Annotated in this window: 11 protein-coding genes; 1 reads left to right on the top strand and 10 read right to left on the bottom strand. The window is 51.6% G+C overall.

What is annotated here, in order from left to right; genetic code table 11:
* Nucleotides 1-59: 59 nt before the first annotated feature.
* Entirely contained in the window at nucleotides 60-2,525 is a 2,466-nt protein-coding gene (locus tag ACG2F4_RS05380; RefSeq protein ID WP_395259185.1) for an acyl-CoA dehydrogenase, read from the bottom strand.
* Nucleotides 2,526-2,573: 48 nt separating this feature from the next.
* Nucleotides 2,574-3,182 carry a TetR/AcrR family transcriptional regulator gene (locus ACG2F4_RS05385; RefSeq protein WP_395259186.1) on the bottom strand — a complete coding sequence of 203 codons (609 nt, stop codon included), beginning with the start codon at nucleotides 3,180-3,182 and terminating at the stop codon, nucleotides 2,574-2,576.
* Nucleotides 3,183-3,573: 391 nt separating this feature from the next.
* On the opposite strand from ACG2F4_RS05385, the gene ACG2F4_RS05390 reads away from it, so the two are divergent.
* Nucleotides 3,574-5,019: an OmpA family protein gene (locus ACG2F4_RS05390; protein WP_395259187.1), complete on the top strand. Its 1,446-nt coding sequence runs from the start codon at nucleotides 3,574-3,576 to the stop codon at nucleotides 5,017-5,019.
* Between the two features lie 109 nt (nucleotides 5,020-5,128).
* Here the strand turns inward: ACG2F4_RS05390 and trmB are convergent, their stop codons facing one another.
* From trmB to ACG2F4_RS05430, 8 genes are all read right to left on the bottom strand, one after another.
* Entirely contained in the window at nucleotides 5,129-5,806 is a 678-nt protein-coding gene (gene trmB / locus ACG2F4_RS05395; protein WP_395259188.1) for a tRNA (guanosine(46)-N7)-methyltransferase TrmB, read from the bottom strand.
* Between the two features lie 229 nt (nucleotides 5,807-6,035).
* On the bottom strand, nucleotides 6,036-6,707 hold the full coding sequence (gene pdxH, locus ACG2F4_RS05400; protein ID WP_395259189.1) for a pyridoxamine 5'-phosphate oxidase: 672 nt from the start codon (nucleotides 6,705-6,707) through the stop codon (nucleotides 6,036-6,038).
* A gap of 9 nt (nucleotides 6,708-6,716) precedes the next feature.
* Nucleotides 6,717-7,298, bottom strand: coding sequence for a thioredoxin family protein (locus tag ACG2F4_RS05405; protein WP_395259190.1), 582 nt, complete (start codon nucleotides 7,296-7,298; stop codon nucleotides 6,717-6,719).
* A gap of 241 nt (nucleotides 7,299-7,539) precedes the next feature.
* Nucleotides 7,540-9,780 carry an acetylxylan esterase gene (locus ACG2F4_RS05410; protein WP_395259191.1) on the bottom strand — a complete coding sequence of 747 codons (2,241 nt, stop codon included), beginning with the start codon at nucleotides 9,778-9,780 and terminating at the stop codon, nucleotides 7,540-7,542.
* 186 nt (nucleotides 9,781-9,966) lie between these two features.
* Nucleotides 9,967-11,040: a PA0069 family radical SAM protein gene (locus ACG2F4_RS05415; RefSeq protein WP_395259192.1), complete on the bottom strand. Its 1,074-nt coding sequence runs from the start codon at nucleotides 11,038-11,040 to the stop codon at nucleotides 9,967-9,969.
* Between the two features lie 122 nt (nucleotides 11,041-11,162).
* Complete coding sequence (locus tag ACG2F4_RS05420) at nucleotides 11,163-11,993, bottom strand: hypothetical protein (protein ID WP_395259193.1); 831 nt, start codon at nucleotides 11,991-11,993, stop codon at nucleotides 11,163-11,165.
* Between the two features lie 89 nt (nucleotides 11,994-12,082).
* Nucleotides 12,083-13,444, bottom strand: a complete 1,362-nt coding sequence (locus ACG2F4_RS05425) for an NAD-dependent succinate-semialdehyde dehydrogenase (protein WP_395259194.1) — start codon at nucleotides 13,442-13,444, stop codon at nucleotides 12,083-12,085.
* A 116-nt stretch (nucleotides 13,445-13,560) separates the two neighbouring features.
* Nucleotides 13,561-14,745 (bottom strand): aspartate aminotransferase family protein, encoded by a 1,185-nt coding sequence (locus ACG2F4_RS05430; protein WP_395259195.1) that lies wholly within the window; start codon nucleotides 14,743-14,745, stop codon nucleotides 13,561-13,563.
* Nucleotides 14,746-14,919: the final 174 nt, after the last annotated feature.

Genomic DNA, 14,919 nt, shown 5'->3' on the forward strand with positions numbered 1-14,919 from the left:
AGAGGAAAAAGAGGCCTGGTAAAAGACGATAGCCCATTATTAACTCGTCGAAAGCAGGCTTACACGCCCAATGTATCTTTCCGGGCTGGAGTTGAAGGGGTCTGGGTTTTATACTCATCCAGCGTAAATTCGTCTACTTGTACCACATCCACCCGCGCTTCTTCAGCCCGGCGGACCAGATCAGCCTCCTCTTTGTCGATGATTCCCTTCTCCAGGGCTTCATCTATCACAAAACGGGCCTGCGTCTTCGGGATCTCTTTCTTTTTGGCAGCCTGGTGGAGTTTTTTGTAAACCGGTTCCGCTTGCGTAATTAAATTCAGTGCCTGGTCGTATCGGGCAAGGGTTTCCGACTCATCCTGTGGGATATACATTCCCGCAGTCAAACGGTCGCGCTGTTCACCGGGCTTCTGCATCGCCTGGGCAAGCTTGTGCCCGAGATTGTCGGACGGTTTTGTGCCGATGCGATTCATGCGGGACCAAAGAGCAACAGGTCCTCTGAAAAGCCAGCTCAGTCCCGGTACCCTGATCTCGCGATATATTTCATCAAACGCTTCCTGGATACGCATAAAGGCGTAATCCATCGACCACTCAAAAAAGATACGATCCTCTTCGCGCCTGCCTTCGGCTTCAAACCTTCGCAATGTTGCCGTTGCCAGGTACATCCAGCTCAATATATCGGCAAACCGACCGCTTATCTTCTCTTTAATTTTGAGCCGGCCTCCGTAAGAACCAAGTGCGATATCGGCAAGAAAAGCAAACGAGGCCGAACTCCACGCCAGCCGCTTGTAATACGTTGCCGCCGGACCATCAACCGGGGAAGAAACAAAGGCGCCCCGCGTCAAACTCAGCACAACCGAACGAGCCCCATTACGTACTACATGCCCGATATGCTTCCAGAAAACATTGTCAAATGCCTGTGCATCTTTGCGGGTCAGGGCGTCGATCTCATCATATGCAAACGGGTGGCAGCGTATGGCACCCTGGCCAAAAATCATCAGGCTGCGCGTCAAAATATTGGCTCCTTCTACCGTAATCGCGATTGGTGTCGCGGTATAGGTGGAGGAAAAAATATTCCGTGGACCCCGTGAAATTCCGGCGCCCCCCTGGATGTCCATTGCATCATTGACGACCTGGCGCCCCAGTTCGGTGAAGTTATATTTCGCTATTGCCGTAATTACCGAGGGTTTTTCACCGATATCCAGTCCTCCACAGGTATAACGACGGGCTCCCTCCAACAGGTAGTTGAACCCGCCAATACGGGCCATCGGCTCCTCAATTCCTTCAAATTTGCCGATATTGATACCAAACTGGTGACGTATGGCCGCATAAGCTCCGATAGCCCGGGTGGCCACCTTGGCGCCTCCCGCACTCTGCGCCGGCAATGAAATACCGCGGCCCACACCAAGCGATTCCATCAGCATGCGCCAGCCGTTCCCGGCCTGTTCCCGGCCGCCGATAATATAGTCGACGGGAATTTCAACATCCTCCCCGTCAACGGGACAATTATAAAACGGCACTCCCATCGGATCGTGACGCCGCCCCAGCCTCACGCCCTCCGTATCGCTGGGAATCAGTGCACAGGTGATGCCCAGGTCCTCTCCCTTGCCCAGCAGGTTTTCAGGATCCCTGAGCTTGAACGCCAACCCGATAACCGTCGATATGGCCGCCAGGGTAATATACCGTTTCCGGAAATTGAGGCGTATTTTAAGTTCACCGTCCTCATCCCTGAATACTTCGCCACCGGAGGTCATCGCGCCGGCATCAGAACCTGCAGTAGGCTCCGTCAATGCGAAGCAGGGGATCTCATCCCCGGTTGCAAGCCGGGGCAGGTAGTGCTCCTTTTGCTCGCTGGTCCCATAGTGCATCAACAGCTCTGCGGGTCCCAGCGAATTGGGGACCATCACGGTGATGGAGAGTGGGCCACACCTTGAGGCCAGCTTTGATATGATTGCGCTGTGGGCGGTCGCAGAAAATTCATGTCCCCCATATTCTTTCGGGATAATGAGTCCAAAGAAACGATGCTCTTTCATAAATGTCCATACCTCATCCGTAAAGCCCTTGCGCACTGACACGTCCCAGTCGTCCACCATCCCGCACAGCTCTTCCACCGGTCCCTCGAGAAACGCCTGCTCCTCTTCGCTTAATTCAGGGTAATCCTCGTTGGCCAGTTTGGACAAGTCGGGCTTGCCGGAAAACAGCTCCCCGTCAATCCATACATTCCCTGCTTCAATAGCTGTCCGCTCGGTTTCTGAAATCGTCGGTAAAAAGTTCATTGCATCCAGCAACTTCATAATCGGTGAAGTTACCAGTGCCCGGCGCAGCGGCCTGATGTTAAAAATCAGGCAGAGAACTACATAAACACTCAGTAGCCATACAGGAGCTCCGGCACCGTAGAGTGCCACCAGACCGGAAATAGCCCAGATCCAGAGGGGAGCCCCTATATAGGCGTATAGGATGGCCACTATTAAGCTGACTATTAGTGCCCAAATCGGAAAATGTGAAAAAACGCCAAAAAACTGTTCCATAATATCATCCTCGTAATAGATTCAGTAACAGGCCATTACTATAACCCGTTACTTTTGTACCACCGTTCGCACGTGAAAACCCTCGATAATATGTTGAATCGCCTGCTCAATAAATTTCGTCCGGTCAATTCGGGTATCCAGCCTTTTTGTCAGCACCACCGACATGACCCCGTGAAGCTGAGCCCAGAAGGTGTAAGAGGCGGTACGCGGATCGGGCTCCACCATAACACCCTTTTCTACCCCTTCTTCTATCGTTTTTGTCAAGATCTCGTATCCCTTCCGCGCCTTCCTGAACTTTTCCTTGGGATAGCGGGTCATCTCGTCGGAACTTACAACATAAATAATCTGGTACTCACGCGAGTGGCTCAGGGCAAAATTGACGTACGCCCACGCCAGCGCACCCAGGCGTTCAATGGGATCTTCCTTTCCGGAAGCAGCTTTGGCCAGCTCTGCATTCAGCTTTTGTATCGATTCATCAATGAGCGTGTGAACCAGGTGATCTTTGCCTTCGAAATGGAGGTATATGCTCGTGGCGCTGACCCCGATCTCCCGGGCGACCCTTCGCAGGGAAAAATTCCGATACCCATCCTCCAGCAACAGACTTCGGCTGGTATCAACAATCTTTTGTCGTAGTGATATCTTGGTTTCTTCAGCCATTATTATACTTAACACTGTTAACTCACTACTTATTAAGCAAATAAATGATGAAAAGCAATAGCAAGCCAGCTTGAATTCGAAGATCGGGCATTTTCTGCCCTATCAATCTCTCTCTAAAAGAAAAGAGGAATTCAGGAATATTGAACCTTTTCTTTAGAACAAGCTTATTTTTTTAACCGATATCCCCATTATTCCTTTAAAAGGACAAGTGGGATACTGCTCTCCTGGAGCAGAACATATCACCGGGTACAAAAAGCAACATATTTCTGAACAGCTAGCCCGTTGATTGAAAAATTCTAATCCCCATAAATTTGTGCCAAACCGTTGAAAATGGTAATCTATAACCCATCATGAGAGTATTTATCGGTAAATAGATAAAAATCAGGTTAATATGAATAATTTACAGGCATTTTTGGTTATATCCCTGGGAATTCTGTTCATACATACGGCATCGCTACAGGCTCAGAACCAGGACAAAAAAACCTGGATTACCACCTATTTTGGCCACCATGAGTACCATGGGGATATAGGAAATGAAATGGGTGCGTTTAATCTCGGCGACGACTGGGCGGGGGGAATTGGTGTGAGCCGATACCTGAGTCCTAACTGGGATATTGAAGCATCCGCGATTTATGGAAAACTGGATTATTCGCCCGAAAGCGGCCCCTACCTCGATCAGGGATTTTCAAATGAATTTATAAACCTGAATGCTCTTGTTAAATTCAAGCCGCTGGATTCATTTAGCCCGGTTCAGCCGTTTGTTGCCACTGGACTGGGGATAACCCCGTTCTTTAACGGGGAAAAATATTTCCCGGGATTAACACAGGAAATTCAAAATTTTGCCGCCTTCAGCATACCCCTTCAGGGGGGGATGGATATACGGGTTACCGACAATATACACGTGACCTTAAACGCCACCTACAACAGAACCTATTCTGACGGTATTGACAAGATCGGAAGCCAGTTTGATACGGATGGCCGAAACCACGATGACTTCGTGGTATTTTCAGCTGGGTTAAAATTTGCCGCCAGCCGGTCTACCGACAGAGACCGCGACGGGGTTCCCAACGAACGCGATGCCTGTCCCAATGTGTACGGCAACTCCTTTTTTGGTTGTCCCGACCAGGATGAGGACGGGGTCAGCGACCGCAATGATGACTGTCCCACGATTCCCGGCAGCAGAAACCTGAACGGCTGCCCGGATGCCGACAAAGACGGAATTTCCGACATACAGGATGCCTGCCCGAAGGAATGGGGCCGTCCGCAAAATAACGGCTGCCCGGATAGTGACGACGACGGGGTCATCGACAAGGAGGATGCATGCCCGCAACAACCGGGCGATCCGGCCAATGAGGGGTGCCCCGCCGACACCGACGGGGATGGCATTACAGACGAGAAGGATCAGTGCCCTAACACACCGGGACCCGAGTCCAACAACGGGTGCCCTGTGGAGGAGGAAAAACCCGCCGAGGACAGCGACCAGTGGGAAACGGAGCTGCAGACTATCGCCAACAACCTCCAGTTTGATTCCAACAGCTCAACGCTGGCCCAATCTTCGTATGACGATCTGATCCGCCTGGCTGAAATGATGCTGGAAGACTCCGCTCTGCGCCTGATCATACGGGGCCATACCGACAATGTGGGAGATGACAACCAGAACCTGAAGCTTTCGGTAGACCGCGCAAATGCCGTGAAAGACTACCTGGTTTCACAGGGAGTGGAATCAAGCCGGATTTTCGCTTTTGGTTATGGGGAGACCAGGCCTGTCGCCTCCAACGAAACCGAAGAGGGGCGAAGACAGAACCGCCGCGTGGAGCTGGAACTCTACCGCAAGTAAAAATGCAGCAACTTTGAGTCCGGTGCCTGTAGTTTTGAGACACAGCCCCGGGTGAGCTCCACACGGCCTTTGGCATCCCAAAAGATGTTGAATACAACTCGACACGTTACTACCGGATGGGAGACCGGGGGAGCCTGAATTTCATATATTTGATCGTTTTACCGTTTTCCAGGTGTTTCTTTTCATAATAGGTTTGGGTGGTCAACAGGGGATCATCCGCCCGCTCCTGGTATACATCCTCAACCAGGTCCACGAGGCGACACTCCTGCCGAATTACGTTCTTTGAAAAGTCCCAAAGCGCATCGCTGTCGGTTTTGAAATGAATAAGGCCGTCCTCCTTCAACACTTTCTGATAAATCGCCAAAAATTTTGGTGCCGTCAACCGCTTGTTTCGGTCGCTCCATTTCGGATAGGGATCGGGAAAAGTGATCCATATCTCCTCCACTTCGCCAGGCGCAAAATATTCATCCAGGTGATCGATGTAGATCCTCAGAAAGCGAACATTCGAAAGCTCCCGTTCCAGTGCCCGTTTGGCCCCTTTCCAGATGCGTGCGCCCTTTATATCTATCCCGATATAATTTTTGCCGGGATTTCTCCGTGCCAGTTCCAACGTGTACTCCCCTTTGCCGCAAGCCAGCTCCAGGGTGATGGGATGATCATTTTCAAAGATATCCTCACTCCACCGTCCCTTGGGTTTTTTCTTGTCTGCTTCCTGGAAGTCGGTCAGCTCCATGACATGTTCAAATTCAGCAATTTCAGCAAATCGTTCCAGCTTGTTTTTACCCATACAACAATAAAAATATTAGGTTTTCAGGTCTGTTCTTAGCGCGGCGCCCTGTGTGTGCGTCTGCTTTTGCGAAATATGGCAGGAGGGACGGCTCTGTGAAGCAAGGTAGCAGCCCGACAAATTTGACTGGATCTTTGTGCTTCACAACATTCCGCGAAAGTAGTTCCTGTATAGAAATGCGAAACGCGGTACAACCGCCATGTTCGCCAGCTGAGCATGTTTTTTAACGTCAGGGATTTAATCGCTTAATACGCCATTTCCCCTGTTCGGAACTCACCGGTCTGCTGTAGACAATCCGGTCGTGAAGCCGGCCGGCCCGCCCCTGCCAAAATTCGATGGTTCGGGGCCGCAGATTATATCCGCCCCAAAACGGGGGACACGGAACCTCCTGTCCCTCAAAACGCTGGTTCAGCTCGTCAAATTTGGCTTTGAGCTCATCCCTGTTTTTAATCTCCGAGCTCTGCTCCGACGCCCACGCCCCGATTTGGCTGTCGCGCGGCCGCGACTGGAAGTAGCCGGCTGATTGTTCGCGAGGTAATTTTCTAACACGACCCTCGATGCGTACCTGTCGTTCAAGGGCCGGCCAGTAAAAACAAAGCGCGGCATACGGATTTTCAGCCAGTTCCCTTCCTTTTCGGCTGTTGTAATTGGTGTAAAAGTGGAAGCCCTCCTCATCAAATCCCTTAAGGAGTACGATTCGTGAGGAGGGTTTCCCGTCGGCCGATGCCGTGGCCAGGGTCATGGCGTTGGCATCGGCCATGTCGGAATTCAGGGCCTCTTCAAACCAGATCGTAAACTGGTCGATCGGATCCTCGCGGACCGTCTCCTCAGAGATGCCATCTCGTTCATACTCCCGGCGAAGCCCCTTTACCTTCTCCGTATCGGTTCTATGGTCTTTCATAGCTGTTTCCTATCCGAAATATGCCGGTTCATTCCCCTTTTTCCACTTGATATTACAACCCATACTGGGGACCTGTTCCTCCACGATGGATCCATCTTCCAATACCTTGTCAACCGCCTCTCGCAGATCTTTACCTGTTACCGGCTTGTCGTTGCCCGGGCGGCTGTCATCAAACTGTCCGCGATATACCAGCTCGCGTTCCTCATCAAACAGGAAAAAATCCGGCGTACAGGCCGCCTTGTAGGCGTGGGCTACCTCTTGCGTCTCATCAAAAAGATAAGGAAAGGGATATCCAAACCGTTCGGCGTCTTCCGCCATCTTTTCAGGACTGTCATCGGGGTAGTTCTCCACTTCGTTCGAGCTGATTGCTACAATTCCGAGATCTTCCTCGTCATAGTCATTGGCAAACTCGACCAGGGCTTCCTTGATATTTTTTACATACGGGCAGTGATTGCACATAAAAATAACCAGCAGTGCCCGGCTGTCGTCAAAATCTGCCAGGGAAACGGTATCACCGGTTGAAACATCAGGAAGAGAAAAATCAGGGGCCTTGGTTCCCAGCGCTAACATGGTGGATGCTGTTTCTGACATATGTATATCGATTTTTTATTTGGATTTGTTATGGGATAAACCGTACAAACTTTTACAGCCTGCAGTTCCACTAAAGCATAAAGATAGGAAGGGTAAAAGAAAAGCCCGATATCTTAGATTTATTAGTGAAGTAATTAGGCTCAGGAAGATATGAGACTACCACCCTCGATACCGGGCCGGGTTATCTATGCATTTACATAACGGAAAAATAAAGCGGATGTTTCATGTTGATTCAGGCTGATCACTCTGCCGACGTCTCTTTTGTCCACTCCACAAAAAGCTGTTCCAGCTCGTCACCTGTATCCGGGAATATCGTCAGGTGCTCGTCTGCCCTTTTCTGCTTATACACATTTTTTACGAAGGAGAGATCTTCATCGGCAGACACATTCTTCAACATCTCACCCGCTCCATCTGTTATTCCCGCTATCAAGAGCTTCCGTGGTGCCAGCGCAGCTGCAAGATCGGGCAGGTCATAGGTCTCAAGCGCACCGGGCACCGCACTGATGTGGTACGTGGGATCATAAAACTTCTGCCTCACCAGCGACCAGTATGAGTGATACGGCTCGATCAGCGCTACCCTATTCAGTGTAGGTTCAAAAGCGGCGGCATGCAGCAAAACCGGGGCCATATCGTCCCGCGCAACGCCATATATCTCCCGGGGGTTGACCTGCTGTTCGAGCAGACGAACGAGCCGTACAACGTCGCCCGCCCGTATTCCCGTAATACTCCGGCCGATAAGCACTGAATTGGTCCACACGTCATAAGAGACAGGATCAAAATCCTTTACCCGGGTTACATAATTGGCCAGATCCCCCGGCCCGGTCTCCCCCGTTCCAACCAGGTCAGGTGCCAGTACCGTAAATCCCCGCTGTACGAACCACTCCATTTCTTCCATCGGGGTCGTCCCGCCGGCTTTGCCATCGGGATGCAGATAGAGCACCACCTTTCCATTGGAGTTGTCAGGTTTCATGAGCAGGTAAGGAACCGGGTATCCCCCCTCTCCCCGGGTAAAATATTTTTCGATTTCGTAGCCATCCCGGGAAATGCGACCGGTAAAAACCGGCTCGGCGATCTTTCCCGGTACTTGATAGCCGGAAAGCTCCCTGGCAGATTCCAACACCATGGGGAGATGAGTCTCAATATTTTTTCGGGAGGCGCGCAACTCCTGTATTTTCTGGCGGGCTTCCCGCCGGTTCAGGCTGAACACGGTTTCTCCACCCAGCGAAGTGATGACCTGGCCGGTTTCCGTAACCCGCATCTCCTCTTCACCCAATATCTCGACCGCCTGATCGGTCGGATCCCCCGGATTGTCCAGGTGTTCCTGGAAAAACGCGTACATCGCCTCCCGGTTGGCCCGGGTTGAGGTGTGTCCGCCCCCATCTTCCACCATGTTAAAATGGCCCGGCGTCTCGTAGGCATCATACACTTTTGATACTTCACGAGCTGTTTCACGCGCCCCCTGGATACTGAAAAAGTCCTCGGTTGTCGTAATCATCAGGGTGGGCCGGGGGGCGCGAACCTCCAGCAGATCCGCGTGGTCGAGACCTGCGGAAATCCCGTGATAAAAATTCTGCTCGGCATCCTGGGGACCGATGGACTGCAGCAGGCGCCTGAAACTGGTGATATACGCCTCCGGTGCCGCCGCATGTATGCGCTCGTCGAACGCCGCAATGTAGGCCGTTTGCGTACCACCACCGGAGCGCCCCGTTATCCCAATCCGACCGGGATCCACCTCTTCCCGGGAAAGCAGGTAGTCCACCGCCCGGATTCCGTCCCAGATCATATACCGGGCCAGCGAGCTGCCGGAAATAAAGGCCTGGGTTCCCACGTACGAATGTTCCCTGGTTGCACTCCCCACCACAGAACCGCCGGCAGAGACGTCGTAATACTGTTTCCGCTCCCCCTGTCCCACCGGATCAATGGCCAGCACAATAAATCCCTTCTTTACCAGATTCAACATCTTGTGCTGATACGTTTCACTGCGATAGCCCTCCTCGGTATGCCCGCTGAGGTATAGTACAGCCGGAGCCTTTCCCGTCAGTTTACGGGGAATAAAAAGAGAAGAGGTTACATAAAATTCCGGTTGCGATTCATAGACAATATGCTCTACGCGATAATCGTCTTTTTCAAGTATCCGCGTTACCCTGGCGTTCAAAGGGGTTTTCGGGGGAAAGGGGCCTGTGATCTCCTCAAGAATAGCCCGAACCTGTTGCTGTCTCTCCCGCCAGTCGGCCAGCGTCTGAAGGTTGGAAATGTAGGCCGAGCGCTTATCCAGGAGATCATAGGCCTCTTCCGAGAGATGGCGATACAGGGAATTGTGTGCATCCGTAAACTGAATCCAGTTGTTGTTGGAAGATTCTCCCCGAATTACGTTCAACTCATCCTGTCCACTGGCACTGCCCATTATAATCAAACAGAATACGAGTGTTCCCCATATGCCTTTTAGAACAACTGCGAGCTTGTCACTTGCTTTATTTTGCATAACATTTTTTGTGTTTAGAACCTGTGAGAAGATGTTAATTTTAATAAAATCGATAATGTTTTGGGTCAAGATACTCCTCGAATATTTCTCAGATCGCTGTTAAAAAAAATTGTGTATGAATTTGCAATTCATACCGTTCCCTCAATCCTCGTGCAATGCATCATTTTCAATGAACCCGGTTAATTATTAATTCCCGAACAGGCCCAGTTGGGACCCTCTGCCCGGCCGAAAACTTTTAGTTGAAAGCCCGCGGTTCCCTTCATTCAGTCCAAACCGTTTGGCGTGTAGCTTAAAAAGATCGGCTATCTGCCGTGCATAGTTGCCTTGTCCCCGGAATCGCCCTCCGAAGCGTGGATCATTCAGTTTTCCGTCGCGCATATCACGGATCCGGTTCAGAACCTTCTCCCTGCGGTCGGGGAAATACTGCTGAAGCCAATCGCAAAAAAGATCCTTGACTCCATGCGGCAACCGGAGAATCGTATACCCGGCATGCGTTGCCCCCGCTTCAGCCGCAGCTTCCAGTATATTTGCAGACTCGTGATCCGTGAGTCCCGGGATGATCGGGGCCACATTTACTCCCACCGGGATACCGGCCTCTGCCAGGGTTTTTATCGCCTGCAGGCGCCTTTTCGGTGTAGATGTTCTGGGCTCCATCTTTTGCGCCAGCTCCCGGTCCAGGGTGGTCACCGAAAACGTAACGCGGGCTGCATCGTGTTCCGCGAGCTTTTTAAGATAATCGATATCGCGTGTCACCAGGTGATTTTTGGTAATTACGCTCACCGGGTTCAAAAATTCAGCCAGCACGTTCAGACATCCGCGGGTAATCTCCAGCTTACGCTCAGCCGGCTGATAGGGGTCGGTAACACCGCTCATTACCAGCACTTCCGGTTTCCATGTCTGGGATGAAAGTCGCTCTCTCAGCTTGCGAGGAGCTTCATATTTGACCATAATGCGTGACTCAAAATCGAGTCCGGCCGAAAAACCCAGGTACTCGTGCGTGGGGCGCGCATAGCAGTAAATACATCCATGCTCGCAGCCGCGGTAAGGGTTGACGCTTTTATTAAATGGAATGTCCGGGCTGTCATTCGTTGAAATAATTTCCTTGGTATCATCCCGGTAGAACCGGGTCTCCCGGGAGGGTTTTTGACCCGTCTCCTCATCCAGGTCGTAATCGGTATAGAACTCCTCGAACCGGTTGGCCGGGTTATCAGAAGATCCTCGTCCTTTTATGGGATTTTGATCGCTCTTCCGTTCAGACATCCTTGTTCTGCCGTTTCTGCTGTTAAGTGTACCTGTAAGATACAATCTGAATATCCTAAAAATAAAGAACCCGGCTTTTCACCGGGTTCTGGCAAAACATTATAAACGGCAGGGGTGTCAACCTACTGGCACGCTGTATCCTCGAAGTTGGAATCCCAGCACATTTTATCGCCAAGATAGTTCACATAACCGATGTCGGTTTCGGTATTCCAGAAAATTTCGACGTCGAATTCGCCGTCACTGGAGTGCATGTGAAGCGTGTGCTCGGGCACTGCCTTGGTGTAGTCGAAATTTACAGACTGGTATTCAGCAGAACCGGTGTTGTGGATGGTATAGGAGGAAGTAAAATTGTCCTCATCTTCACGACTCCACTCAAATGTAAAGACCGCTTCTCCCGAAGAGCCGTTCTCTCCAAGCGTATAAACGCTCCATGATCCCTCGTTGCCATCTGAGGAGCTCGTTCCCGACATAAAGCGGTAATTATCCAGGCTGGGACCATCGGGGACATCCACGGAAACGAAAAGCTCCCATGAAGTTTCTCCCGTAACATCGTTGGGTTCGGCGGTCAACCGAAGTTCAGCTGATTGCTGAACCTGGGGATAGGTGTAGGAATAGGTCCATTCCCAAACACCGTCATCGAAAGTGGGTTCGGTCTCCCGCGCCTGTTCAAAAAACGGCATGTAGACCTGCGTAATCCCGAACATGGAGTGGACGTTTGACTGTACAAATTCTGAAGCCATGCCGAAAGCAGCCCCATTTTGTACCGATTTATTCTGTGTGCTATTGTTATTGAAATACTCGGTTTCCGGCTGGTAGCTCTGCAGTTCCGGCAGTTCCGGTGGCGTTGGATCGGGGGGTTCCACCGGATTGGTACTATTGTCGCCACAAGCAGCAATACCCACGGCCAGCACCACAATCCCAAGTAACTTTGATAATCTATTTGCTATACGCATCTGTAGGACCTCTTTTTGTTTTGTTGTTTTAACTGATGAGTTAATGAATATGCAAATAAATAGAGAAATAAGATTATTTCAAAATCATCTCAGGCAATATAAACTGTTTTAATATTTACAAACTCCCTGATGCCCACGTGCGAGAGTTCGCGCCCATACCCCGATTGTTTGATCCCTCCAAAAGGCAGCCGCGGATCAGATTTCACAAAATCGTTGACAAAACAGCAGCCGGCCTCCAACTGGGTGGCAGCTATCGATTCCGCCTTTTCCACATCCGAGGAAAAGATGGCAGCTCCCAGTCCAAAATCGGTATCGTTCGCCACCTGGATCGCCTCCTCCTCGTTCATCACCCTGATCACGGAGGCCACGGGACCAAAAAGTTCCTCTTCATACGCAGGCATCCCCCGGTGCACATTGGCAAGCACCGTAACCGGGTAGTAGGCCCCCTCACTCTTGGGGAGCGCTCCCCCCATCAGCACCTCTGCCCCATTTTCTATACTCTCCGTCACCTGCCGATGGAGCTCGTCCCGAAGGTCGAGGCGCGCCAGCGGACCCACGTCGGTCCCCGCATCAAATGGACTGCCTACCGTCTTCTGCTTCATTTTTTCGAGTACCCGTTCTGTAAATTCTTCGTATACCGGCTCCGTTACAATAAACCGTTTGGCCGCGATACAACTTTGACCGCTGTTAAGGAGCCGTGAAGTGACACATGTTTCCGCCGTGCGTTCCAGGTCCGCATCCTCAAGCACGATATAGGGATCGCTGCCCCCCAGCTCCAGGACCGTTTTTTTGAGGACGCTGCCCGCCTGCTTTGCCACCGCTTTGCCGGCCCGGGTGCTGCCCGTCAGCGTGACGGCGTGGATATCCTCATTTTTGATGATTTGCTGGGTTTGATCGTTGTCAGCGATAACCGTCCGGAACAGCGCTTCCGGGATACCGGCCTCGTGCAGCAGCGACTCGATCGCCAGCGCGCAGCCTGTGACGTTGGAGGCATGTTTGAGAATGACCGCATTCCCCGCCATCAGCGCTGGAGCACCAAACCGGAACAACTGCCAGAACGGAAAATTCCATGGCATAATCGCCAGCACCGTACCCAGTGGATTAAAGGTGATATAGCTGGACGAGGCATCAGTCTGAATCGACTCTTTTGACAAGAACTGGCGCGCATTCTCAGCGTAATATTCGCAGACCCAGGCACATTTTTCCGCCTCAGACACGCCCTGCGGCAGCGGTTTGCCCATCTCAAGAGCCATCAGCTCGGCATATTCGGAACTCCGGTCATTCAGAATACCGCCGGCTTTTTTCAACCGCCCGGCCCGCTCCTCAAATGAAAGGACCGCCCACTCCTTTTGGGCCGCGCTCGCCTTGTGAATAATGCCCGCGATTTCGGTATTCTCCATCTGTTCATATTCTTCAACAATTTCTCCGGTGGCTGGATTAACTGACTTCATGACGTTAAATAGATTGATTAGCGTTTTTTTATGAAACTCTTATCCGCCTCTCCCAATTCCGGGAGGGGCCTTCAATATAAGAGGTCCGGTGGCAGCAACTAAATCCAGGGCGATACTCACCAGTGGCGGTCCAGTATATCCATGATTGTATGCAGTGTGTCGTCCAGCAACGCATCTTCCATAATCAAGGGAGGCGCCAGCCGGACCAGCGTGTTGGAATGAAGCGTCCACCCTAGGATAATCCCCTCTGCAAAGCAGTCTTCCACCACCTGGCGGGTACGCTCCGCCTCTTCCAGTTCCATCCCCAGCATGGCTCCCCGGCCCCGTATTTCCCGTATGGCGGGATGATCCAGTGTGGATTTTATTTTTTGTTCAATATGGCGGGCTCTCGTATCAAAATCTCCCTTCAACAACTCGGAGAGCGTGGCACAGGCGGCGGCACAGCTGACGGGATGACCGCCAAATGTCGTGACGTGATTGAGCGGGGGATCCTGCTTGAAGCCCTCAAAAATTTTACTGGAAGAGACAAACGCTCCCATAGGCATGCCCCCGGCCATCGCCTTGGCCAAGCACAGGATGTCGGGGACAACCCCGTAATGCTGGAACGCAAACAATGTACCTGTTCGATAGAACCCCGTCTGGATTTCGTCAAAAATTAACAGCGCGCCGACCTCATTACATCGCTCTCTTACCGCTTGCAGCCACTCCCGGTCGGCTGGAATAATACCGCCTTCACCCTGGATCGGCTCCAGGATAACCGCTGCCGTCTTTTTGTCGATGGATTCCAGCATCTCCGGACTGTTGAACTCCAGGAACTCCACATCCGGCAGAAGTGGGAGATAGGGGTCGCGGTACACATCGCGACCGGTCACACTCAGCGACCCGTGCGTATCGCCGTGGTACCCGTGCCGGAAAGCGACAAAATGATGGCGGCCGGTATGTTTTTTTGACAGCTTTAAAGCCCCTTCGTTTGCTTCGGTACCGCTGTTGACAAAATATACGCGATCGAGCTGCGGGGGTAGCTGCCGGGTGAGCAGCTCCGCGTATTTCGACTGGGGTTCCTGGATAAATTCCCCGTAGACCATCACGTGCAGGTGCTTGTTGAGCTGCTGCTGCACCGCCTCAATCACGGAGGGGTGCCGGTGGCCCAGGCTGCTTACGGCAATGCCGGAAATAAAATCGACATACCGTTTCCCGTCCCGGGTAAAGATAAACGGGCCTTCCGCCTTGTCGACCACCAGCCCCATCGGGTGATCGCTGGTCTGTGCAATATGCTGGTAAAACGATTGCTCTGCGTCCAAATCAAATAGTGTTTTTTTTTTACAGTTCGTTTAAAATCACGAGGGAATTGAAAACCTAGAGGGCTTTGCAAAACTAGGGGTTTTGTTCAAGTTCAAAGCCTGAGCGAATTCGAAACCGGAGTTTATTACCTATAAATGAGGATTTCGAATTCGCGAAAATACAGAAATTGGATA

It is taken from the genome of Halalkalibaculum sp. DA3122, assembly GCF_043951865.1.
GTDB lineage: Bacteria > Bacteroidota > Rhodothermia > Balneolales > Balneolaceae > JAMQKA01.